Source organism: Succinivibrio dextrinosolvens, assembly GCF_900116345.1.
GTDB classification, from domain to species: Bacteria; Pseudomonadota; Gammaproteobacteria; order Enterobacterales; family Succinivibrionaceae; genus Succinivibrio; species Succinivibrio dextrinosolvens_B.
In genome coordinates this window covers 1-24,955 of the sequence record NZ_FPAH01000040.1, presented here as the reverse complement: position 1 = coordinate 24,955, position 24,955 = coordinate 1, and the positions used below count along the sequence as shown (strand labels likewise).

The following is a 24,955-nucleotide window of genomic DNA, read 5'->3' as shown; positions in this document are numbered from 1 at the left end:
CTGACAATCAAATAAAGCAGAGAAAAACAAAGTCTACAAAATTTTTGTAGACTTTATAAACAATTTATAGATTTATCGAAACTGTTATTAGCCCCCTATTTCCATTTAATTTAATTATCAAATAATGTACCGTAATATTGTGTCGATTACAAACGTTTGTAATGCACACTATTTTTGCGATTATAAAAGATAATATTCATATATAGAGACCCAGATGGCAAGGCACTTAAATCTCCAGCAATGATATATATTAGAAAAGAAAAATTTATAATTTTTCTTTATTTATTATTATATTAGATTATATATAAATGCGAAGATATGGGATTTTCACGATATTAATACTGATAACAAAACTATCATTTTTAGCAATACATATGGTTCTGAAATTTAATTATTTTCCCTCTCGTAAATTATTTACATTGACTCAATATTTCATTTCTATTCTGATAAAACTGATCTATAATCGAACACAGATAGAGTTTTATTATCTCCTTTTTCTTTGTTTAATTAAAATTACATTTTTATGTTAACATACTGTTTTATATAAATTATATAGTATTATCCACCCCTAACATTCCTCTTTATCTGCCTCTTGTTTCAGTTTATTTCATTATACAAATTCTTTATTTACATTTACGTAAACGTTTAATGTGTAACAATAAAGCACATTCGCAAGCAAAATATAGCTATTTTTACGGAATTATTGAGAGCTAGCTCACAAAGATCCGGCGTTTTAATTGAGGCTTATTTTTCTAGCTCTTATTATCGAATGGTCCTTTTGAGGATGAACACAGAATTTATAACTATTAAAAATGGACAACAATATGACTAAGGAAAACGAGAAAGGATTCTATAAGCTGAGCTGGGTTCAGCGTATCGGCTTTGGTGCAGGTGATCTGGCACAGAATCTTATTTATCAGACTGTTTGCATGTACCTTCTATTCTTCTACACCGATGTTTATGTACTAGGTGGAGATGCAGCTCAATCAGCAGGCCTTGCCGGAACAATGTTCCTAGTAGTACGTCTTGTGGATGTTATCTGGGATCCTCTCGTAGGAACCTTTGTGGACAAACACAATCCTTCATTAGGTAAGTACAGAAGCTATCTAATCATGGGAGGTATTCCTCTAACCATTCTGGCTATCGCCTGCTTCTATGACGGCTTCCAGCCTTCAATTGCATACGCATATGTAACCTACGTTGCAATGTCTATGTTATACACTCTGATTAACGTTCCTTATGGCGCATTAAATTCATCACTGACCCGTGATACCGATGAAATCACCATTCTGACTTCAGTTCGTATGTTTATGGCTAATGTCGGTGGTCTTTGCGTATCAGCTGGTGTACCAATTCTTGTAGCAATCATGGCTGGTACAGACATTCCATATGAAATGGCATTATTCATGGGCTTAGGTTCTCTGCCTTCATTTATCTTCATGCCACTGGTACCAGCAATCAAAAAGAAAATCGGTAAGAAGCAGATGTTCTACGTTTTCCTATGCGTAGCAATCCTGGGTATGGCAATGCTTTATGTCATCAGCCATATTGGCACTGTTCAGGAAAACATCACTCTTGTATATATAGCTCAGTTCATCAAATCCACCGGTGTAATCGTAGCAACCGGCTATATGTGGGCCTTAATTCCTGAGGTTATTTCCTATGGTGAATACACCACCGGCCGCCGTATTTCAGGTATTGTTAACGCCTTAACCGGTATCTTCTTCAAGGCTGGTATGGCTTTAGGCGGTGTTGTTCCAGGCTTCGTACTGTGGCTGGTTAACTATAAACCTGAAGTTGCCGGAGCAAGCTCTCTGCCAAGAGATTCACATGCATGGTTTATCTGTATGATGATTTATGCAGTAATCGGACTTCTGCTTTTGGTATTCTGCTTCTCTCAGACCAAAGAGCGTGTGGTTATGGATGAGGCAGAAACCAAGAATGTTAAGGTTTCAGATCTATGGACTGAGTTCCTGCGCAACCGTCCTTTAAGAGTTGTTGCACTGTTCTTCATCACTGCCTTTGCAATGATGTCAGTAGGTAACGCTGCCGGTGCATACTTCATGAACAACATGGAAACTCTACCTGCCCTTACACAGGAAGGTATCCGCTGGCTGGTATGCGTAATTCCTGCATTGTTACTGGTTTTAGCTATGTACATCATCTCCAAGTATGAGCTTAGCGATGAGAAGATCGATGAGATCAACAAAGAGATTGAAGAGCGTCGTATGAACAGCTAATAAGACCAGATAAGTGACGATATAAAGGATTATTTTATGAAACCAAGATATTTATTCCCAAAAGATTTCATGGCCGATCCATCTGCCAATGTATTCAACGGCCGCATGTATGTATACCCAAGTCATGATTATGACAGTGGTGCCGCCTTTGATGATGACGGCGGACATTTCCAGATGCGAGACTATCATGTTCTTTCCATGGATGATGTCATGAATGGAGAAGTTACCGACCACGGTGTAATTCTAGATGTTGATGATGTGCCATGGGCTGAAAAGCAAATGTGGGATAACGATGTTGTAGAGAAGAACGGTAAATACTATCTGGTATTCTCTGCAAAAGACTACAACGGAGTATTCCACCTGGGTGTAGCTGTAAGTGATAAACCAGAAGGTCCTTTCAAGAGTGAACCCGCTCCAATCATCGGCTCATACAGTATTGATCCATGTGTCTTTAAGGATGATGACGGTGAAGTCTACTGTTATTTCGGAGGACTTTGGGGAGGTCAGCTGCAGTGGTACCGTAACAACAAGTTAAAGCCAGCTGCTTCTGTAGGTGATGAAAACTTTAATCCTACCCTTCTGCCATCAGGAAAAGAAGACGCGCTCCCATCAAGAGTTGTACGCATGAGCGAGGACATGCTTCAGTTTGCAGAAGAGCCTAAGCCTGTTGTTATTGTTGATGAGAAAGGCGAGACATTAAAAGCCGATGATCCTCATAGATTCTTTGAGGCCTCCTGGATGTTCAAGAGAAACGGTACCTATTATTTCACCTACTCTACCGGTGACAGCCATTATCTGTGCTATGCAACAGCAGATAATCCATATGGACCTTTCACCTATCAGGGAGTAATTCTTGAGCCTGTATGCGGATGGACCACTCACCATTCAATTACAGAATACAAAGGTCAGTGGTACCTGTTCCATCACGACTGTCAGCCATCTGAAGGCAAAGACTGGTTAAGAAGCCTTAAGGTTATGCCTTTAGAGTTTGATGCAGAGGGTAAGATCGGTACCATGAAATCTGAGTAAAAGTCTTTTAGCAGGATGAGTGAAGTTATATTCTGTAGGCTTTAACTCACTGCTGATTGATAGGTTACATTCCGGCCAGAGCCATCCCCACTCTGGCCTGTAGATAGCAGCTTTATTTTAAGAAGATTCCTCAGAAGGATTCTTCTTGGTAGCAGAAGCTGCTATTTCTTTTTATGCCCTAGACTTTAAGCTTCTTGAAGATAAACTCAGGGATCATCTTCACAAAGCCCATAATGAAGTACCAGATCAGAGGAGTGTAGACAATGGTATGACGCTTCTGCATTGAAGCAAAGATCTGCATACCGACATAATCAGGAGATGCTGTAATCAGCTTAGGTTTCTTTCTGTGGGCATTAAGCTTGGTCTCGACCAGTCCGCATTTAATATCCAGCACATTTACACCGTGAGGATATAACATAGCTCTAAGTCCTGACAGATAAGTACTAATTGCAGCCTTTGCACTGCAGTAAACATAGTTTGAGTAATATCCCCTGTCACCGGCAACTGAGCTTATCACCACGATATGACCATCGCCCTTGGCCTTGTATTTATCAGTCACAGAAGCCAAAAGTGTAGCAATGGCTGTATAGTTTACGTTAATAATCTCCATCTGATTCTTAAGTTCATACTGGCAGACCTTAACATCACCAAGAGTACCGGCCGCAATAAACAGCACATCAGGAATTTCCCTGTCATCAAAGAAGGTTGAAACCTTCTTTGGATCAGTTAAATCCAGCACGACACCGCTGATAATACGTCCGGTTTCCTTATAGAAATTAGAGCAGGTGTTATTAAGAGTTTCCTCGTTTCTGCAGCTAATTGTAATGCTGTAATCCTTAAGGGCTGCCATCTTAATAAAAGAATGAGCAATTTCAGAACTGCCACCGATTACCAGTAATGATTTAGACACGAGAAAATCCTTAATATAAGTTAGATTATAGGAACACAAAAAAGCTCCACTTAAAAATGGAGCCTTTTAAATTCAGGAATTAGTTCTTATCCAGACCTAAAACCTCGTTCATGCCATACAGACCTGGCTTTTTACCGCTTAGCCATAGAGCTGCACGCAGAGCACCGCGGGCAAAAGTCTGTCTTGAAGTTGCTACGTGACCTAACTCAACGCGCTCCCCCTCAGAGCAGAACATAGCGGTATGCTCACCAACAATGTCACCACCACGAATTGAAGAGAAGCCGATTGAACCGTAAATACGCTCACCGGTAATACCGTCGCGGCCAGAAACCATAACATCCTTAAGGTTTACATTACGTCCAGCAGCTGCAGCCTCACCGATAGCAAGAGCAGTACCTGATGGAGAGTCAACCTTATAGCGGTGATGAGCCTCAACGATTTCGATATCAGCATCAGCCATAACAGCAGCGGTCTTCTGAACCAGATTTAGAAGAATGTTCACACCAACAGAGAAATTAGCTGACAGCACAATAGGAATTACCTTTGAGTAATCCTTAATCTTGTCACGCTGATCATAGTCAAAGCCGGTAGTACCCAGAACCACGGCACAGTTGTGCTCCTTGGCGTAGGCTAAAACGGACATTGAGCACTCCGGTCTTGAGAAATCGATAATCAGATCAGGAACGACGGTTAGTTCATTTACCTGTGGCACAACTTCAACATTGCAGCCGTTTGGAAGAGAATCTCTGTTTTTATCGATACCGCATACTACTTTGGCATCTGCCAGACCACGACAGCATTCCCATAAAGCGTGGCCCATACGTCCGCCCAAACCAACAATACAAATTTTTAGCATGCTTATAGCTCCTTTACCATTTTTATCAGGTGGTCATTTACATAACCGACTCTCTTCAGACCGAGATTCTCGTAAAAAACAAGTCCACCCATGTTTTTTGTCTCAACCTCCACTTCTATACTGTGTCCGCCCTTGAGGATAACCATCTGTTCTGCTATTCTCATCAGGTTTGAGCCTATACCCAGTCTCATATAAACAGGATCAATATAAAGTGCGAGTACCTTTCCTAATTTTATTTCGTTAACGAAAGTTAAAAAACCATAAAGTCTGTTTGCACCACAAACAAGCAATGTTTTATAGTTTTCACCATTTAAGCGCTCTTCCCAGTATCTGGTAAATTCAAATTCTGAAAGAGTAATAGGTTCAGCTCTGTTCTCATACAGAGCTGATTCAAGCTCTAATCTAACAATAGCGCCAGCATCCTTAGGTTCAGCCCAGCGTATAGTTACAGTCTCTTTATTCTTTAAGGTAAGAGTGGTTTTCTCTGTCATACTAATTGCCGCTCTGTTTTAATAATGCAAGTGCTGACTGACGGGTTGCCTCTGTCACGACATTACCGCCCATCATTCTTGAGATTTCTTCAATACGTCCGTCAGTATCAAGCTTACATACCTTGGATATAACATTTGCCCCGTCCTCGACCTTGTTGACCACAAACTGCTGATTGGCACTTGCCGCCACCTGAGGAAGATGGGTTACGGTTATAACCTGAACACTCTGACCAAGCTGTCGCAGCAGATTACCGACACTTGAGGCGGTACGACCGGAAATACCGGTATCAACCTCATCAAAGATAAGTGTTGGAGTAGAGTTGGCAGAGGAGGTCAGAACCTCAATTGCCAGAGCCAGACGGGAGAGCTCACCACCGGAGGCAACAGCCCCCAGTTCCTTTGGAGACTCACCTAAGTTTGCAGAGAACAGAAATTCCACATCATCTCTGCCGCCGGCTCTTGGACGACATTCTTCATCGCGAACCACATTCACAATGAAAACACCATCCTTCATGGCCAGATCCTTAATCTTAGAGGAAACCTCTTTTGACATTCTCTGTGCAGCAGTCTGTCTTAGCGCAGACAGCTCACGGCATTTCTCCTCATAATCATCTCTGAGTTTCTTTACATTACCGGTAAGCTCAGCAATCTGCTCTTTTAAAGAAAGAAAATGCTCCAGATCTTTTTCCAGGCGTTCTTTAACTTTGTAAAGCTCCTTTGGCTGAACATCGAAGCGTCTAGCAAACTCATGACACTTAGAAAGCTTCTCTGAGAGCTCTTCAACCAGTTCTGGATTAGCCTTTAAAGTTAAATCATTTAAAGCATCTCTTGCCAGATCAAGATGTTCAGCAGCCTTAGAGAGATCGTCAATAATAGGGTCGATACTGTCCTTGGCATAAACGCTGACTCGGCTTAAATCAGAAATGCGTGCTGAGATGATATCGATGATGTTATGCTCTTCGTTCTCGAGCACACCTAAAGCTAAAGATACCGCATCCTGAGCCTGAGACTGATGCTGTAGAGAGTCATAATCCTGACTTATCTGCTCATAGTCCCCCTCTTTTAGATCCAGCTTGTTTAAAGCATCCAGCTCATATTTAAGATTCTTGTAGTTGGCTGCGCCCTGCTGCTGTTCATCCGCTAATTCCTGCAGTCTTCTGCGGCTGACGTTGTAGGCATTAAAGGCATCATCCACTGCCTTAACCTGTGAGGATAAGGAGCCAAACTCATCCACAAGTCTCAGCTGATTGCTCTTATCAATCAGTTTTATACTTGCGTGCTGGCCGTGAATTGCCACCAGCATGGCTCCGATTTCCTTAATCCAGGCCAGAGTACATGGAGTATCGTTGATATAGGCTTTGGACTTACCATCAGCTCCGATTACACGTCGCAGCATCAGAGAACCGTCTTCTGATGTTAGCTCATGATCTTTTAGGAAGGACTGAGCCTGTTCATTCTTATCAATGGAGAATACCGCATTAAGCTCTGCCTTCTGGGCACCGGTTCTTACCATATTGGCATCAGCTCTGGCGCCTAGAAGTAAGGATAAGGCATCTACAGTCAGGGATTTGCCGGCACCGGTCTCACCGGTGATACAGGTCATTCCAGGGTTGAAATCCAGAGTGTTTTTGGCACTTAATGCAAAATCTTTAACAATTAGCTGTTCTAGCATAGAAAAATCCAGTTATACCAGGCTCTTGCCCCATCCCAGTTTCTTTCTTAAAAGACTATAGTAATCATAGCCGTGAGGGTGCATTAAGGTCAGAGGGATCTGATGCTGGCGAATCATTACCGTACACTTGGTATCGGCTCTCATGGTAACCTGACCATCGCAGTTGATGGCGATTAGTTCTGGCAGATCATCCGGGCATTCAAATTCAATTTTGATCTCGCTTTTGCCCGGAATAATGATTGGAGAGCAGTTTAGTGAATGCGGGAACATAGGGACCAGTGACAGCAGATCAAGATGAGGCTCTATAATGGAACCACCAGCTGAAAGAGAATAGGCGGTTGAACCGGTTGGGGTATTGATGATGATACCGTCACCTCTGATGGTGTACATGTATTTGTCACCAATGGATACTTTTAAAACCATCATATGGGCAATGGTGCCGGAGTGAATTACAGTCTCGTTGGTTGCAAGAGAATGACCGACCATCTCCCCTACGCCATCCTCAGAGCGACGGGAAACTATAACATCAATCATGGTTCTCTCTTCAAGAGTGTATTCACCATTTACAATCTTCTTGATGTTCTCATCGAGATTGGATGGGCTTACATCAGTAAGTAAACCTAAATGACCACGGTTTACACCTAAAACGGGAACTTTAAGATCAACAAGAGTTCTGGCAACACCTAAAACGGAACCATCACCGCCGACAACAATAATCAAATCAACATCACGCATGTCTCGTCTGGAGATGCATTCAAGATCAGGAAGATTGAAACCAACCTGAGTATTGGCATCAATATAGACTTTTACACCATAGGAGGAGAACTTCTGGGCGATTTCCTTAATCGCAGAAGATAAAGGTCTTTTATATACCTTTGAGATGATTACAACTGATTTGATTTTCTTTTGCTGTACGTTTTCGGTTGCCACGTAAAGACTCCTGCGTTTTTATTTATATTTTACCTTGCAGGTACCGATTTTTCAAAAAGACAGACCACATTTTGAAGCATTTTTTCACAACCTGAAATCAAGCTCCCTATTGTGGAACAGATTCACACTCAAATACAAAATCCCTAAAGGAGATATGAGGCTGATTCTTGCTGTTGTAATCGTTGATCTGAGTGTTGATGAGGTTAATCTGATTGGTAAATTCACTATGAATGTATTCCAGGATTGCAGAGATAAGATTGTAGGCCTGAATACCGCTGGCTTTGGTCTTTTTTATAGAGCAGTAAAGATCGTTGAGCTCAACACATACAGAATACCAGCTGAGATTATCCGGAAGAGTATCGGTGTAATTATCATTGATGTATTTAACCAGCATTCTAAATTCAGGGATTTCATCCTTATGAGTAGAATAATATTTGAGCATCATTGATCCCATGCTGATCACATCATAAAAATCCCCCTGACGTGAGCACAGAGAAAAGAAATATTTGCAGGCAAGAACAGCAGAAAAGAATTCAACAGCAGGAGATTTAGTCCAGTCAGCCACACTTGGCTGATTATAGCGACAGACCACCAGAGACTTAAGAGAATCAATGTTGCCCAGCCCCTTTTCAAAGCACTTGATTACAGCAAGTGTCTTAGCAGCTTCATCCATGCCAAACTTGGCCGTTTCTCTTAAATTAAGAATAGCCTCATCAATCATGACCTCATTTAAGCACCCGCTTGCATGAATAATGAACAGATCATACTGGGCACTTTTGTAGTCAGGATTCTTAGGACTAACCTTCATAAGCATAGCTTTAGCTTTTCTGTACTGAGCTGCTCTCATGAACAGTTCGCCACGCTCTAAGGCTGTCATTGATAAAACCTTCTTTTCCATACACCTCACCTTGATAATTTCTTATTTCCGGTTTCTTTACAGAGTGTATTAAGAAGTTTAGGTGGTCAATTTAAATGCAACCTTGAAATGTGTATAGAATTTGGCTTTTATCCGGCAAAATTCGTTAAGAATTGATCACAATCACCAAAAAACTTTCAAAAGGTAAAAAAAATGAAAATAAATAAAAAAAATATAGGATAGAATCGCATTCAAATGCGATTTTCTTCGCATTAGACTATAAAAATTCTTATGTATCAGACCATTATTAATGTGATCTGGATATGGTCCATTCCAAGATTACAAGCAATTTAAACAGATTCTGTGATTGAAGATACATATCGGGGATCATGAGGTGGAAGATGAGCTTGAAATAGCCATTCTTAAGGATGTGATACCGGTTAAACTTTTGGTGTCTAAAGTACCGGATTTAGCTAGGTTTGATCAAAAGTTATAAATCTCTGAAGGCACTTGGTTCTCAAACAAAAAATCCCAAGAGAATTCAACATTCAATTGGGATTTTCAGTATTCAGAAATTCAAATACTTATGTATCAGACTGCAAATCTAGTCCTTATGCAGACCTTTTCTAATCAGAGCATCAATCTTCATTGATTCAGTGACCAGAGAGTCATATCTCAAATCAAGCTGAGGCATATATCTTAGATTCAGTCTTGCTGCAAGCTGGGAGCGCAGGAAGCCCTTGGCACTCTTAAGACCTGTCATAGCAGACTTGATTTCTTCCTCATCATCAGTGAGGAAGGAAATATATACACGAGCATTTCTCAGATCCGGTGAAACATCAACCTCTGTAATAGTGGCATTCTTAACACGTGGATCTTTGAGTTCATTCTGCAGTACATCAGCTAACTCGCGTCTTACTGCAGCTGCAACTCTTTCATTTCTTCCGTAACTTTTCTTTGCTGGCATATTATCCTTTAATCAAGGGTACGTGCTACTTCAACCTTCTCGAATACCTCGATACGGTCGCCAACACGAACATCCTGATAATTCTTAACACAAATACCGCACTCGTTGTTCTGCTTAACCTCAGATACGTCATCCTTGAAGCGACGTAGGGAGTCAAGCTCACCCTCGAAGATAACAGTATTATCACGCAGTACACGGATAGGAGCTGAACGCTTAACAACACCTTCAACCACCATACAGCCTGCAATTGCACCGAACTTAGGATGACGGAATACGTCACGCACTTCTGCGTAACCGATAAAGTTCTCGCGAACTTCCTTCTTAAGCAGACCAGACATAGCCTTCTTAACGTCATCAATCAGATCATAGATAACACTGTAGTAATGCAGATCAACTGACTCTGAATCGATTACCTGTCTTGCAGGACCGTCGGCACGAACATTGAAGCCGATGATAACTGCGCTATCTGCAGCTGCAAGAGTTGCATCGTTAGCGGTAATACCACCAACACCTGAACCGATAATCTTAACCTGGACTTCCTCGTTGCCAAGTTTCAGCAGTGCATCAGAAATAGCTTCAACTGAACCCTGAGTGTCAGCCTTCAGAACAACCTTAAGCTCTGAAGCATTGCTCTCCTTGAACATAGAAGCAAGCTGTGCGCTCTTCTGCTTAGCAATCTTCAGCTCACGGAACTTACCCTGACGGAACAGAGCAACCTCACGAGCCTTCTTTTCGTCAGATACAGCGGTAACTTCATCACCGGCTGATGGAACACCTGACAGACCGAAAACCTCAACAGGAATTGAAGGACCTGCCTCATTAAGCTCCTGGCCCTTTTCGTTGCGCATTGCACGTACTCTACCGTACTGTAGACCGCACAGGATAGTATCACCCTTGCGCAGAGTACCAGAACGAACAAGAACTGTTGCAACTGGACCACGGCCCTTATCCAGACGTGACTCGATGGTAACACCTTCAGCCATACCGTCATGAACAGCCTTTAGCTCTAAAACTTCAGCCTGAAGAGTAATAGCCTCTAACAGCTCATCAACACCCATACCAGTCTTTGCTGATACTTCCACGAACTGGTTTTCACCACCCATAGACTCTGGGATAACAGAATGCTGCATCAGCTCATTGATAACGCGCTGAGGATCTGCACCTGGTTTATCCATCTTGTTGATAGCAACAATCATAGGAACCTTTGCTGCCTGAGCATGCTGAATAGCTTCTAGAGTCTGAGGCATTACACCGTCATCAGCAGCTACAACCAGAACCACGATATCGGTACACTGAGCACCGCGGGCACGCATTGCGGTAAATGCAGCGTGACCAGGGGTATCCAGGAAGGTAATACCGTTGTTTCTGGTTTCAACATGATAAGCACCGATACGCTGGGTAATACCGCCGGCCTCACCTACTGCAACCTTTGACTTACGGATGTAGTCAAGTAATGAGGTCTTACCGTGATCAACGTGACCCATGATGGTTACAACTGGAGCTCTCATGGTGGCCTCAGAAATTGAACCGCCTCTCTCTCTTAGAAGCTGCTCTTCAATTTCATTCTCCTTGCGAAGAATAACCTTGTGGCCCATTTCCTCAGCAACAACCTGAGCGGTTGACTGATCTAAAACCTGGTTGATGGTTACCATTTCGCCTAACTTCATCAGGCACTTGATAACCTCGGTAGCCTTAACAGCCATCTTTGCAGCTAAATCTGCAACGGTGATGGTCTCGCCGATTTCAACATCTCTGGTAACAGGAGCTGCTGGACGGTTAAAGCCGTGCTGCTGCTGATTAAGTTTTGCAGCACCCTTAACGCCTTTACCAGCCTTACCGCCCTTCTGTCTGCGGTTATTCTGCTGTTCAGCTTCTTCAAAACGCTTGTTGCTTCCGCGTCTGTCAGTACCGCTTCTGTCTCTGTGACGGCCACGGTTTTCAGCTTCACGCTCCTGTCTTGCCTCAGCCTCACGAACATACTGAGATGTTAATGAATCATCATCGTCATCATCACTTGCACGTGCAGCTTCTTCAGCAGCCCAGCGGGCCTCGTTCTCTTCAGCAAGCTTACGAGCCTGCTCTGCAAGACGCTTAGCCTCTTCTTCTGACTTGCGCTTCTGCTGCTCTTCCTGAGCCTTACGCAGCTCGGCAGTAGCCTTATCCTCTTCCTTTTCCTTGTGAGGAGCTGGAGCAGCCTTTGGCTTAACTGCAGCTTTTGGAGCTGCCTTAACCTCAGTCTTAGGAGCAGCTTTTTCTTCAGTCTTCTCAGCCTGTTCAGCCTGCTTCTTCTCTGCTGCAGCCTTCTCAGCGGCAGCTTTATCAGCAGCTTCCTTAGCCTTACGCTCCTGCTCTTCCTTTAAAGCTCTCTCTTCAGCAGCCTTGGCCTCAGCCTCTAGCTGAGCCTTTCTTGCCTTAGGATCAACAATAATCTTTTTCTTTCTTACTTCGACCTGAACTTTCTTAGTTCCCTGCATAGCAGCATTGGAACTAGAAGACTTCTTTAAAGACATGCGTTTTGGCGCTGCGCCTGTCTGTTCTTTTTCTTCACTCATCTAAAGCCTTCCTTAAATCTTATTTTGCTGAATCTTTGAACCAGAACTCATTTCTGGCGGCCATAATAATCTCGCCAGCCTTCTTCTCGTCCAGTCCTTCTATGTCAGTTAAATCGTCTGTAGCCTGTTCAGCCAAATCCTCACCGGTCTTGATGCCGTGAGCTACCAGCTTGGCAGCCAGATCCTCATCAATACCCTCTAGAGCAGACAACTGCTTGATGCCTTCGGCATTTTCAGCATTCTCTTTTGATTCCAAAGCTTCTCTTGCAACATTCTGTAACTCTGAAGCAGTTTCCTCGTCCATACCATCAATCTCTAAAAGCTCTGATGGATCAACATAGGCAACTTCTTCTAGGTTAGTGAAGCCTGCGTCTGCAAGAGCTCTTGCAAACTCGTCATCAACATTCAGACACTCGGTGAAGTTCTTTACAATCTTGCCGACTTCTTCCTGAAGATTTGACTCAAGCTCGTTCTCGGTCATAACCTTTAAATCCCAGCCTAGAAGCTGAGAAGCCAATCTTACATTCTGACCGTTTCTACCGATTGCCAGAGCCAGGTTCTGCTCTTCAACAGCAATACAGATACTGTGGTCTTCCTCGTTGATGATGATTCTTGAAACTTCAGCAGGTTCCATGGTGTTGGTTACATACTGAGCCAGGTTCTCATCATATAAAACTACGTCAATCTTTTCGCCTGAAAGCTCGTTAGATACTGCAGTAACACGAGCACCTCTCATGCCGATACATGCGCCTCTAGGATCAATACGCTTATCCTTTGAGCGAACAGAAATCTTTGCACGAGAACCAGGATCACGAGCGACGCCCATAATCTCGATTACGTCCTCACCGATCTCAGGAACTTCGATTCTGAACAGTTCCTTTAAGAAATCAGGAGAGGTTCTTGAACAGATAATCTGTGGACCACGATTTGCCTCTGACTTGATTTCCTGAAGCAGAACCTTAACACGGTCGCCTCTGCCATAGGTCTCATGAGGGATAATCTGATCTCTTCTTAATACAGCTTCAGCATTGTTGCCCAGATCCAGAACCATGATTTCATGAGTCTGCTTCTTAACAGTTGCATTAACAATCTTGCCAACTCTTTCTCTCTGCTCAGCAACAACCTGCTCTCTTTCAGCATCTTTAACTTTCTGAGATAGAACCTGTTTTGCAGTCTGGATAGTAATACGATCAAAGGCAACAGACTCAATCTGCTCCTCAACAATATCACCGGCCTTAATGCCAGGATGATCAATAGCGGCAGCCTGAAGAGAAATTTCCTGAGCAGGCTTCTCTAATGGACCGTCGGTATCTACTACAACCCATCTGCGGAAGGTGTCATATGAACCTTCTTTTCTATCAATAGATACTCTAACTAGAATTTCTACCTGATATTTTTTCTTTGTTGCAGTAGCTAAAGCAATCTCTAAAGCTTCAAAGATTTTATCTCTTGGTATAGCGCGTTCATTTGACAGCGCCTCTGCAATGGCAATAATCTCTTTACCCATTTTCTATCTAAGACCTCGTTATGATGCGCTTCTAGGAGCTTTCTTGTTGTTCTGTGGAAATTCAGGAACGACTCTGGCTGTAGAGATATTAGAGAATGCAACCTCCATCTCTCCAGATACCTTGTCGTTAATCTTGAGCATGCCATCTTCTGAAACATTCTCCAAGATTCCCTGAAGTTTATGTCTACCCTGAGTTGGCATACGCAGCTCGGCTTTAACAGTCTTTCCAACATATGCCTTGGTTTGTTCAAGTGTGAACAGGATTCTGTCAAGACCAGGTGAAGAAACTTCGAGTGTATACTTAGGTGCAATTAAATCTGCAGCATCTAAGGCTGGAGATAATACATCCATGATTTCTCCACACTTATCTGCGCTTACACCGTCTTCTGAATCAATGAACACCTGTAAAACCGCATGATCGTTGCCGCCTCGGTATCTGATTCCCCAGACTTTAACATCCATGGATTCAACCAGTGGTGTTACAAGTTCAGTAACTTTTTCTTCAATGGTTCCTGCCATTAGTACCTCTTAAATTCCATAAAAAAAGGACCGCTATCTAGGGTCCCTTTCTTTTGAGTTCCTCTATATCAAATACACACCTTAAGGCATGTATAGGTTCAAGCTCACACTTGAACAGACTTGAATCAGTAAATTTCAAGCACGTATATTTATAGCAGAACAATGTAAAAAAAGCAAGTTTTTATCACTCCTGAGATTTTGTCTCAGTTTCCTCATCCTCACCTTCTTTTGGTTTGTTGCGAATCAGCTTCAGCACATTGATACTGGTTAAATCCGCACTTGAAACCTCAATGGTCCAGCCATCAACCTCCAGTTTCTCTCCCTGCTTAGGGACTCTCTGGAAACGGTCAAGCACGTAGCCGGCTATTGTCTGATAATGCTCATTGGCACTGATGGCAAGTCCGGTTTCTCTTTCCAGATCTGATAAAATCGTATCGCCATCCACACGATAGGCACTTTCAGATTCATCATAAGGAAGAATCTCTGGAGTCTCGGTTCTGCTTGGCATTTCACCGGTAATCTCCTCAAGAATATCCTGCAGAGTAACCACACCTTCAAAGACACCGAACTCATCAAAAACAAAACCGAAATATTTTTTGTTTTTCTTAAACTGCTCTAGAGCCTTAAGAATACTGATGGTCTCAGGAAGATGAATTGGCTGCACTACCTGACGCTCAATATCTCCAACAGCAGTATTTCCCTGCAACATCTGTCCTAAAAGATTTGCTCTGACAATAAAGCCCAAAGGCTGATCCTTAAAGCCGTTCTTATAGGCAATCAGTCGGCTGCGTGTACACTGCATAGCCTTTTTGATTACAGAGGTTGTCGAACCGTCAATCTTAATCATCTGCAGATCAGGTCTTGCAGTCATAACCGCCTTAACCGGCAGAGTCGACAGTTGCAGCACTCTTGAAACCATCTCCTGTTCCTGAGAGTTGAAGATGTCCTCTTCAGGAGCGGAAATAATCGCATCCTTAAGAGTAGGCATATCATCAGGACGGGAGCCTAGAAGTCTTAGCACAATGGTAGCGGCAGTCTGTCTTGCGGTGTTGTTCTTTTTAAGCTGCAGCAGATTCTTTCTTGAGATCTGATTGAAAGACTCAATAAGAATAGAGAATCCCATTGCAGAATACAGATAGCCTTTACTTACATAGATGTGGAAAGCTTCCAGAATAAGACTGAATGCAATCAGCAGCAGAAAGCCTAAACACAGGATAACCAGTGTAGGATGCTTGGTTACAAACTCAGAGATTGCTCCTGACGCCCAGATTAAAAGTACCGAGGCAATGGTTACAGAGATAATCATGATATAGCCATGATTAGTCATACCGATTGCGGTGACAATGGCATCAGCAGAGAACAGTACATCCAGAATAATAATCTGGGATACAACCACTGCAAAGGACTGAACCACAGCCTTGTTTACGGTCATAGCCTCTTCAACATCATTCGCCTCGAGTTTACCATGCAGCTCCTGAGTTGCCTTGTAAATAAGGAAGAGACCACCGGCCAGCATCATCAGATCGCGGCTGGTACACTCAAAATCGTAGATAGTGAACAACGGTTTGGATATGGCGACAACATATGCAGCCGAAAGCATAAGGATAATTCTTATGATAAGGGCTCCGCCAAGACCAAGATATCTTGCCTGCTTTGCCTGCTTGGCAGGAAGCTTTGCAGAAAGAATTGCAATGAAAAGCAGATTATCAATACCCAGAACAGTCTGAATGACGGTCAGAGTTAAAAGACCAACCCAGGCGGTAGGATCTAAAAGCCAGGCCAGATCGAATTGTAAGGTAGGTCCTGCTATAGAACTTGCTAGCTCTTCCATACTACAGGACTCCTTTACCTGAAAGAATTAAAACAGAAAAGGTTCTTGAATTATTAAAACAGGTCGGGTCAGGGTTCATTTTTTATTAAATATCACTCCAAATGAAAAAGGCTCTCACTTTAGATTTTAGAAAAAAATTAAAAGCAGAGCCGTACATTAATCAAACATTCGTATTGCAGATTATTTTTTTCTGCCAAAACTACTCTTAACAGTACCCCTGCTCTTTACTGCAGAGAACTTGCTCAGTCTTCTTCCGGAGCTGTTCCGATCATCACGACGGGCTGAGTAGCTAGAACGAGAAACTATCTTTGACTCATGGATGCTTCTGCTTTCACCAGATGAAAAAGACTTTCTGCCTTTGCCTGATGAAGCCTTGCCATAGGGAGACTTACCGCTCTTTGATGAAGATCTGCTATTATCAGAAGTCTTCTTAGAATATGGATACTTACGTCCTTCACCTGTCTTATCAAACTTTCTAGGAGCAGACTTCTGCTCAGAGCCTCTTACGGTTCTTGATGCTGCTCTTGGCTTTCTGCCCTCTGAGGTCTTTGACTGTCCTGAAGCTGCAGCTTTCTTGCTCTTGGTTGACTGAGCAGCATTGAGCTCCATTGATGGGACTGCTTCCTCAATAGGCTCAAGATGTACAGTCTTTCTTAACTTGTTAATCTCAGATAAGGTCAGTTCCCTAAACTGTCCGGTTTTGATATTCGGATCAAGACTTATACCAGCATACTTGATTCGGATAAGACGACTAACCTTTAAACCAACAGCTTCCCATAAACGTCTAACCTCACGCTTACGACCTTCCTTTAAGGTAACATGGTACCAGGAGTTACGGCCTTCACCGCCCTGATACATAATCTTACTGAATCTTGCGACACCATCTTCTAAGGTTACGCCCTGCAGAAGATCGGAGATCTGCTTTTCAGATACCTCACCATAAATACGGGCAGCATAGACACGCTCAACCTCATACTTAGGATGCATCAAAGCATTGGCCAGCTCACCGTCAGTTGTGAACAGCAGCAGACCTGAAGTATTGATATCCAGACGACCGATATAAATCCATCTGCCTGATGGAGGCTGTGGAATATGATCAAATACAGTAGGTCTGTTTTCTGGATCTGACAATGTGGTCAGCTCACCTTCTGGCTTGTGATACATTAGAACACGGCACTCAACCTTATTTGATGAAGGTGACAGTACAACCTTGTTGTCGATCTTTACTGTAATTTCGTTAGCTTCAAAACGGTCACCGATTGAGGCAATCTTACCATCAACGGTAACTCGGCCCTCATCAATCATCTGTTCTAGGGCTCTGCGTGAAGCGATTCCAGCACGGGATAAAATTTTCTGTAACTTCTCAGTCATATAACTCTCAAGCCATAAAAATGGCGATTAATAAAATTTACGTAAAAGCGTATTTTAGCATTTTGAGAGAGATTCTATCGAAATAAAAATAAAATTAATCTAAAATTACTCAAAAAGGAGATATGATGCCAAATAACGACAAAGACGATTGTGTCTCATGTTCCATTCTCGGAGAGAATTTCAACCTACGTTGCTCACCGGAAAAAAAGCCTATTCTTGAAGCATCTGTTAAAAATCTTCAAAGCAAAATTTCTAAAATGCTTAGAGACAATCCAAGTATTTCCCCTTTTCAGGCCGCAATTCTGACTGCTCTTGATTCTGAAAGCAATCTTTTGGAATTCCTAGAGTCAGACACTCCTTTTATCAATCAGGCCACCAAGAAAATATTAAAAATGAAAGCAGAATTAAAGAAGACAGAAAATGGCAGAGTACAAAGGAAATAAAGAATTCAGAAAAAAAATCCGTCAGGAAATTCTAAAACAGAGACGTTCTATTCATGATGAAACCTCATATCAGGCAGGACTCAACATCGTAAAGGTTCTAAAAGAACATGAATTCTTCAGTAGCAGAAAGATTGTTGCATCCTACATCAGTACAGGAGGAGAAATATCTACCTCTCCCTTAAATGACTACCTTCTTGATGCCCACGATCTGATTCTGCCTTACATGAATATCAACGTTAAAGGCAGTATGGATTTTTATTCCTTCAAAAAGGGAGATTCCCTAATAGAGAATAGATTCCATATCCTTGAACCGGAGAATAAACAAGAGAATCTTATCCGACCAGATTTAATTGACGCAATCGTTGTTCCGCTTGTTGCCTTTGACAATAGAGGAAACAGGATGGGGATGGGAGGAGGATTTTACGACAGAATGCTGAAAAAAGTTTCTGCTGAATGTCTTCTGATTGGTATAGCCTATGACTTTCAGCTCATAGACAATGTTCCAACCGAAAGCTGGGATATGCCATTAGATGAAGTAATAACCCCTACATCTCATTACATATATAACAAAAAATGGCCCTAAGGCCATTTTTTAGCATATTCAGAGTAATGACTATTTCTTGTCTGAAACAACTGGAGCATCAGTCTTAGATGCATTGTCCTCGGTCTTAACTGCAGGTGCATCAGTCTCAACAACTGGAGCATCGGTGGTAACTGCAGGTGCAGACTCTACAACTTCAGCTGCAGGAGCATCACCAATGTTTGAGAAGTTTGAAGTCTCTTCGTGCTGAGCCTTCTGTAAATAGCCTAAAGCTAAACAAACACCAAAGAAAAGAACAATTAAAAACCAGGTGGAGCGGGTTAGGAAGTTACCTGAACCAACAGATCCGAAAACTGTATTTGAAGCACCAGCACCAAAAGATGCGCCCATACCAGCGCCTTTTCCCTGCTGAACTAAAATCAAAGAAATCATCGCAATAGCGATTAAAAGTAATACAACGATTAAAACTTGATACAACATAATAATAACGCACCCTATTTTGCGTACATTTAGACTGCAAAATGATACAAGTTTATTAAAATAAATTCAAGAACTTTTAATTGTCAGACTGACGAATGATTACATCGGCAATTCTCTGGGCCTTAGAACGAACGTCGTCACGGTCCTCGCCTTCAACCATTACTCTAACTAAAGGTTCTGTACCTGATTTTCTAAGAAGAACACGACCGGTTGAACCTAATTCCTGTTCAACAGCCTTAACTTCCTTCATAACGAGATCATCGGTAGTAACATCAATTCCGGCAGTCAGGCGAACGTTAATCAGCTCCTGAGGGAACATTACTAAATCTTCTGACAGCTCTTCAATATCTTTCTGAGCATACATACAGGCCTTTAGAACCTGAAGAGCAGATACGATGCCGTCACCGGTAGTTGCATGATGAAGGGAAATAATGTGGCCGCTGTTCTCACCGCCAAGGTTCCACTTTCTTTCTAAAAGCTGTTCCATAACATAGCGGTCACCAACCTTTGCTCTGCAGAAGTCGATATTCTCGCGCTTTAAGGCCAGCTCAAGACCAAGATTGGTCATCAGAGTTCCTACAACACCGCCGTTAAGACGATTTCTCTTCTGAGTATCCTTAGCAATAATATAAAGCAGGTTGTCACCGTCGCGAAGTACACCGTGCTTATCGCACATCAGCACACGGTCACCGTCGCCGTCAAAGGCAATACCCAGATCTGCCTTGGTAGCTAAAACCTTGGCGACTAAAGCCTGAGGATGAGTTGAACCAACCTCGTCATTAATATTGATACCGTTAGGAGCATCACCGATAGTAATTACTTCTGCACCCAGCTCTCTGAATACTGATGGAGCAATGTGATAGGTTGCACCATTGGCACAATCAAGAACAATCTTTAAGCCTTCAAGACTGAACTGACTTGCAAATGTTGACTTGCAGTACTCAATATAACGGCCCTGAGCATCTTCCTGACGATAGGCACGACCAAAATCGGAAGCAGCAGCAAGCTCAATTGAATCCTGATCAAGATACTTTTCAATCTCAAGCTCGATTTCATCTGGAAGCTTGGTTCCCTGACCAGAGAAGAATTTAATACCGTTATCAAAGTAAGGATTGTGTGATGCGCTAATAACTACACCAAGATCTGCTCTGAAAGCTCTGGTAAGATGAGCTACAGCAGGAGTAGGCATAGGGCCTAGCATAACAGGAGACATGCCACCTGCAGAAAAACCAGACTCTAAGGCTGCTTCTAACATATAACCAGAAAGACGGGTATCTTTACCGATAATAACCTTTCCACCTTTCTTCTTTCCTAATACTTTACCTGCAGCTAAACCTAGTTTAACAGCAAAATCAGGGGTAATAGGAAACTGACCTACACGACCTCTAACGCCGTCAGTTCCAAAATATTTTCTTTTCATTTTTATTTTCTCATTTTGTAATGTGATTTTTACCTAAACCACGGATTGCATCTCTCAGAGTTCTCAATCTTCTGACAATTGACTTTGATAAGCGATATGGCTTGGTTTTTGATGACATAATCTGCCAGAAACCAATTGCGATTGCAATTTCACTAACATCAGTTGTTCTGATGATCTGCACTGCCTTATCAGAAGCACAGAAAACTGCAGCAGTAAGAGAAAGAGTTCTATTTTCCTTTAGAAGAACATCTTCTAAAGGAAGCTGACGAGGAATACCTACACAGATTGGAAGAGCAAAGCTCTTAAATGATTCAAGTCTTCCGATAAGTCTTAGCTTGGAATTAACCGAAGCATTGATAATAGAAGGATCTATAACAATTCTTTTTCTGGCAATACCCGAGTTTAACAGTGAATCAATCTTGGAATAGAAGAACTCTGAGATCAGAGATACAACATCTGTATCATCATCTACTCGTTCAGAAGGTTCACAATGAATGCATACAACCGCCTCAGATTCCTTGAAGGCCTTGATAGACTCTTCAGAATCCAGTCCCTTTGAAGTAATAATCATTGAAACACCGAGCTTAATGGCGTTAATGACTACACTTGGATTATCAGTGTTTACGGCAATAGGAACAGACAGTTCTCTGATTAAGGCCTCCACAACACTGCAGACTCTTGATTCATCTACATCATCAAGGTTGATATCCGTCTTCTTGGTTCCAACCTCTAAAAGCTCAGCGCCGGATCTGACAAAAGAATGGGCAAGTTCAACAATTTCTTCTATTGATCTAGAATCCTCTGGATATAGAACAATTGTACCCATCACCTTGGTAAAACTCAGATCTAAGCTCTTATTCTGCGGTAGTTTAAGTTTCATGCAATTCCTTATGTGATTTTGTCAAAAAAAAGAACCGTTCTCTAAGACAAACACCGTAATACATTGTTTTGGGTATTACGGTGATATATACAGATTAATACAATCTATACTGTCTAAGTTTAGATTCTATTTCTTTACTTATCTTCTTTTTCTGATGAATCCTGTGACTTATCCTCAGAATCTATTCTGACATCGTCATTTTCTAATGGCTTCTGATCATTTGAGGAATTTTCATCATCTGATGAATTATCCTCTGTCTTAGCCTCATTAGTATCGGAGCCTGATGATGTCTTGTCATCATGCTTAGCAGGAGCTCTGACTTCTCGACGGTTCATCAGATCATCAATCTGATCTGCATCGATGGTTTCATATTTTAAAAGAGCATCTTTCATGTTCTCTAAAATATCCTTGTTGGCCTCAAGAAGCTCAACAGCCTTCTGATAGCAGCTATTGATAATCTCAGTTACTTCCTCATCAATTGTTGCTGCAGTCTTATCTGACATTGCAACCATTGAAGATGAAGCGCCGCCAAGATAGGCAGAACCTTCGTTATCCTTTTCATACTGCATAGGAGCAAGTTTCTTAGAGAAGCCCCAGCGGGTAACCATGTTTCTTGCAATCATGGTTGCTCTTTCGATGTCATTTGATGCACCGGTGGTAACCGCATCAGCGCCAAACATCATCTCCTCAGCAATTCGACCTGCAAACAGGGTTGAAATGTTTGAGAGAAGACCACGTCTGCTCTGTGAAACTCTATCCTGCTCAGGAAGATACATGGTTACACCTAAGGCTCTTCCTCTAGGAATAATTGAAACCTTGTAAACAGGATCGTGCTCTGGAACCAGCTTGCCAACAATAGCATGGCCAGCCTCATGATAAGCAGTGTTGATCTTCTCATGCTCATTCATAGCCATTGAACGACGCTCAGCGCCCATCAGAAGCTTATCCTTGGCCTCTTCAAACTCCTGCATGGAAACAACACGCTTGTTATGACGGGCAGCGCCTAGAGCAGCCTCATTAACAAGGTTTGCAAGCTCAGCACCGGAGAAACCTGGAGTACCGCGGGCAATAGTTGCTGTATCAACATCCTTACCCAGAGGAACCTTCTTAACATGAACATTCAGAATCTGCTCACGACCTCTTACATCAGGAAGACCTACAACAACCTGACGGTCAAAACGACCAGGTCTTAATAAAGCAGGATCAAGAACATCAGGACGGTTGGTTGCAGCGATGATAATCACAGCCTCGAAACCTTCAAAACCATCCATTTCAACCAGAAGCTGGTTCAGGGTCTGTTCACGCTCATCGTGACCGCCGCCCATGCCGACACCACGCTTTCTACCTACAGCATCAATTTCGTCGATGAAGATAATGCAAGGTGCGTTTTTCTTGGCCTGAGCAAACATATCTCTAACACGTGAAGCACCAACACCCACGAACATCTCAACGAAATCAGAACCTGAAATTGAGAAGAAAGGAACCTTGGCCTCACCTGCAATTGCTCTTGCTAAAAGAGTCTTACCGGTACCTGGAGGACCTACCATCAGTACGCCGCGAGGAATTCTACCGCCAAGCTTTGAGTATTTGGTTGGATCCTTTAAGAAATCCACCAGCTCAACCACGTCTTCCTTAGCCTCATCACAACCGGCAACATCAGAGAAGGTGGTCTTAATCTGATTTTCAGAAAGTAGCTTAGCCTTTGACTTACCGAAGGACAGAGGATTACCCTTTGAACCGCCCTGCATCTGTCTCATAAAGAAGATCCAGACTGCAATCAGCAGAATCATTGGGAACCAGCTTATAAAGATGGCAAACAGTGTACTCTGCTCCTCTGGCTTGGTACCAGAAGTACGGACATTGTGGCTTAACAGGGTATCGATGATGGCAGGATCAGAGATAGGCATTACAGTTACAAACTTCTGACCGTTTGTCTTAATACCGTTGATTACCTTGCCGTCAAAGGTTGCCTGAGCAATCTGATCGGACTGCACCTCCCTTACAAAGGTAGTGTAATCCTGTAACTGGCCTGAATTGTCTGGGGTGCTGAAAGACTCAAACAGAGTCATCAGAATCACAGCAATCACCAACCACAATATAAGATTTTTTGTCATATATTTCACTTACTCCAAATCTTCTTCAGGAAGATCTTCAATATTTTCTTCACCAGGAGCCACACCATTCAGAGGATGACCTTTAAACCCGGTTGCAACCATGTATACCTCACGAGAGCGATCTCTTGAAGCATCAGGCTTTCTAACTTTTACAGTTGTAAAATCGTTGTGCAGTTCCTTTAAATATTCCTGAGAGCCAACGCCCTGGAATACCTTAACCACAAAAGTGCCACCGATTTTCAGAACACGTCTTGCCATATCCAGAGCAAGCTCTGACAGATACATGGCACGAGGCTGATCAATACCAACGGTACCTGACATATTAGGTGCCATATCAGACAGCACTACGTCAGCACCGACACCAATCATGGAATACAGGGTCTTGAAGACTTCCTCATCACGGAAATCTCCCTGCAGAAACTGAACGTTACGGATAGGACGGATTGGAAGAATATCCATAGCGATTACTCTTCCGCTTTCACCAATACACTTGACTGCATATTCTGACCACCCGCCAGGTGCTGCTCCTAAATCAACAACAATATTACCCTGACGAATAAGACGATCTTTTTTCTGCAGTTCTTCTAATTTGAAAGATGCTCTTGAGCGAAGACCAAGCTTATGAGCCTGTTTTACGTATGGATCTGAAAAGTGCTCATGTAACCACCTAGATTGACTGGCAGTACGTTTTTTTGCTGGCATTAAATTAAGGATCCTTGATTAATATTAATTTAATTGTTTATATCTCTTGAATATTATACAATCTGTACAGCTTTATAATCAATAAAAAGCCAAGAATCGACTGTAGACTTAAAAGTATATTACTCGAGTTTCCCAGATAAAAAATTTAAGTAAATCCAGATCCACTCTTGGATTGATGCTCTTTAAAAACCTGTATTGATTTATTATCTTGCTTGAGGCAATGGAATTACCTGCTTAAGGAAGTTACAGATTCCGTTAAACCATGAGCCTAAAAGATCGTTTATGATCTGCTCTGCTTTAACAAGACATCCTTTCTTTAGCAGGCCTGCTTCTTCTAAAATCTTTGGAATAGAAATGAAGCATCTCATTAGAGAATCTATTGCTGCCTGATAAGGTATATCCTGTATCTGTTCTTTTGTAAATCTGAATAGAGCTCCTAATGAACGTTCATCTTCCTCGTACCTTCTCCAGAATTCCATCATGATGAATCTGATTGATGCAACTGATACAAAGGAGATGAGATTATCGTAGTCACGAGCATAAGTTTCAGACCCAAGTTTAAAGTACTGTTTCTGTGCTCTGAAACAGGTCTCTATAAGCCATCTTCTTGCATATAGTCTTACGATTTCACAATCATCAAGACT

At 42.3% G+C, this 24,955-nt stretch carries 21 protein-coding genes and 1 pseudogene; 4 read left to right on the top strand and 18 right to left on the bottom strand.

The annotated features are described in order from the left end of the window. The first annotated feature begins 824 nt into the window (after nucleotides 1-824). Nucleotides 825-2,240, top strand: coding sequence for an MFS transporter (locus BM308_RS10745; protein ID WP_306706255.1), 1,416 nt, complete (start codon nucleotides 825-827; stop codon nucleotides 2,238-2,240). 36 nt (nucleotides 2,241-2,276) lie between these two features. Next, complete coding sequence (locus BM308_RS10740; protein ID WP_074945147.1) at nucleotides 2,277-3,269, top strand: glycoside hydrolase family 43 protein; 993 nt, start codon at nucleotides 2,277-2,279, stop codon at nucleotides 3,267-3,269. A 178-nt stretch (nucleotides 3,270-3,447) separates the two neighbouring features. On the opposite strand, the gene BM308_RS10735 is transcribed toward BM308_RS10740, so the two are convergent. From BM308_RS10735 to rluB, 12 genes are all read right to left on the bottom strand, one after another. Next, entirely contained in the window at nucleotides 3,448-4,179 is a 732-nt protein-coding gene (locus tag BM308_RS10735; protein ID WP_074945146.1) for an SDR family NAD(P)-dependent oxidoreductase, read from the bottom strand. A 79-nt stretch (nucleotides 4,180-4,258) separates the two neighbouring features. After that, nucleotides 4,259-5,035: a 4-hydroxy-tetrahydrodipicolinate reductase gene (dapB, locus tag BM308_RS10730; RefSeq protein WP_074945145.1), complete on the bottom strand. Its 777-nt coding sequence runs from the start codon at nucleotides 5,033-5,035 to the stop codon at nucleotides 4,259-4,261. Between the two features lie 2 nt (nucleotides 5,036-5,037). Further along, entirely contained in the window at nucleotides 5,038-5,526 is a 489-nt protein-coding gene (locus BM308_RS10725; protein ID WP_074945143.1) for a GNAT family N-acetyltransferase, read from the bottom strand. 1 nt (nucleotide 5,527) lies between these two features. After that, nucleotides 5,528-7,198, bottom strand: a complete 1,671-nt coding sequence (recN, locus tag BM308_RS10720) for a DNA repair protein RecN (RefSeq protein ID WP_074945141.1) — start codon at nucleotides 7,196-7,198, stop codon at nucleotides 5,528-5,530. A gap of 12 nt (nucleotides 7,199-7,210) precedes the next feature. Further along, nucleotides 7,211-8,128 carry an NAD(+)/NADH kinase gene (locus tag BM308_RS10715; RefSeq protein WP_074945139.1) on the bottom strand — a complete coding sequence of 306 codons (918 nt, stop codon included), beginning with the start codon at nucleotides 8,126-8,128 and terminating at the stop codon, nucleotides 7,211-7,213. A 106-nt stretch (nucleotides 8,129-8,234) separates the two neighbouring features. Beyond that, a complete protein-coding gene (locus BM308_RS10710) occupies nucleotides 8,235-9,026 on the bottom strand; it encodes a hypothetical protein (protein WP_074945138.1) in 792 nt (263 codons plus the stop codon). Between the two features lie 562 nt (nucleotides 9,027-9,588). Then, nucleotides 9,589-9,951 (bottom strand): 30S ribosome-binding factor RbfA, encoded by a 363-nt coding sequence (gene rbfA / locus BM308_RS10705; RefSeq protein WP_031491854.1) that lies wholly within the window; start codon nucleotides 9,949-9,951, stop codon nucleotides 9,589-9,591. An 8-nt stretch (nucleotides 9,952-9,959) separates the two neighbouring features. Then, the gene (infB, locus tag BM308_RS10700) at nucleotides 9,960-12,503 is read right to left on the bottom strand and encodes a translation initiation factor IF-2 (RefSeq protein WP_074945136.1); all 2,544 of its coding nucleotides are present in this window, start codon (nucleotides 12,501-12,503) and stop codon (nucleotides 9,960-9,962) included. Between the two features lie 19 nt (nucleotides 12,504-12,522). Continuing rightward, a complete protein-coding gene (nusA, locus tag BM308_RS10695) occupies nucleotides 12,523-14,010 on the bottom strand; it encodes a transcription termination factor NusA (RefSeq protein WP_074945135.1) in 1,488 nt (495 codons plus the stop codon). 18 nt (nucleotides 14,011-14,028) lie between these two features. Continuing rightward, the gene (gene rimP, locus BM308_RS10690; protein WP_074945134.1) at nucleotides 14,029-14,529 is read right to left on the bottom strand and encodes a ribosome maturation factor RimP; all 501 of its coding nucleotides are present in this window, start codon (nucleotides 14,527-14,529) and stop codon (nucleotides 14,029-14,031) included. Nucleotides 14,530-14,713: 184 nt separating this feature from the next. Continuing rightward, on the bottom strand, nucleotides 14,714-16,360 hold the full coding sequence (locus BM308_RS10685; protein ID WP_083425549.1) for a TerC family protein: 1,647 nt from the start codon (nucleotides 16,358-16,360) through the stop codon (nucleotides 14,714-14,716). 180 nt (nucleotides 16,361-16,540) lie between these two features. After that, entirely contained in the window at nucleotides 16,541-17,731 is a 1,191-nt protein-coding gene (rluB, locus tag BM308_RS10680) for a 23S rRNA pseudouridine(2605) synthase RluB (RefSeq protein WP_074945133.1), read from the bottom strand. A 125-nt stretch (nucleotides 17,732-17,856) separates the two neighbouring features. Here rluB and BM308_RS10675 point away from each other — a divergent pair, with 125 nt between their 5' ends. Both BM308_RS10675 and BM308_RS10670 read left to right on the top strand, forming a co-directional pair. Next, on the top strand, nucleotides 17,857-18,174 hold the full coding sequence (locus tag BM308_RS10675) for a cell division protein ZapA (protein WP_074945131.1): 318 nt from the start codon (nucleotides 17,857-17,859) through the stop codon (nucleotides 18,172-18,174). Then, complete coding sequence (locus BM308_RS10670) at nucleotides 18,152-18,757, top strand: 5-formyltetrahydrofolate cyclo-ligase (RefSeq protein WP_074945130.1); 606 nt, start codon at nucleotides 18,152-18,154, stop codon at nucleotides 18,755-18,757. Before BM308_RS10675 ends, BM308_RS10670 begins: the two co-directional genes overlap by 23 nt. A 30-nt stretch (nucleotides 18,758-18,787) precedes the next feature. Here the strand turns inward: BM308_RS10670 and secG are convergent, their stop codons facing one another. The 6 genes and pseudogenes from secG to BM308_RS13395 all read right to left on the bottom strand — a co-directional run. Beyond that, nucleotides 18,788-19,195: a preprotein translocase subunit SecG gene (gene secG / locus BM308_RS10665; RefSeq protein WP_074945128.1), complete on the bottom strand. Its 408-nt coding sequence runs from the start codon at nucleotides 19,193-19,195 to the stop codon at nucleotides 18,788-18,790. 76 nt (nucleotides 19,196-19,271) lie between these two features. Further along, on the bottom strand, nucleotides 19,272-20,615 hold the full coding sequence (glmM, locus tag BM308_RS10660) for a phosphoglucosamine mutase (RefSeq protein ID WP_074945127.1): 1,344 nt from the start codon (nucleotides 20,613-20,615) through the stop codon (nucleotides 19,272-19,274). Nucleotides 20,616-20,625: 10 nt separating this feature from the next. Further along, entirely contained in the window at nucleotides 20,626-21,495 is an 870-nt protein-coding gene (locus tag BM308_RS10655) for a dihydropteroate synthase (protein WP_074945125.1), read from the bottom strand. Between the two features lie 134 nt (nucleotides 21,496-21,629). Then, nucleotides 21,630-23,618: an ATP-dependent zinc metalloprotease FtsH gene (gene ftsH, locus BM308_RS10650; RefSeq protein ID WP_218152562.1), complete on the bottom strand. Its 1,989-nt coding sequence runs from the start codon at nucleotides 23,616-23,618 to the stop codon at nucleotides 21,630-21,632. After that, entirely contained in the window at nucleotides 23,619-24,311 is a 693-nt protein-coding gene (gene rlmE, locus BM308_RS10645; protein ID WP_031491866.1) for a 23S rRNA (uridine(2552)-2'-O)-methyltransferase RlmE, read from the bottom strand. 203 nt (nucleotides 24,312-24,514) lie between these two features. After that, nucleotides 24,515-24,955, bottom strand: a pseudogene (locus tag BM308_RS13395) (hypothetical protein); the annotation flags it as partial.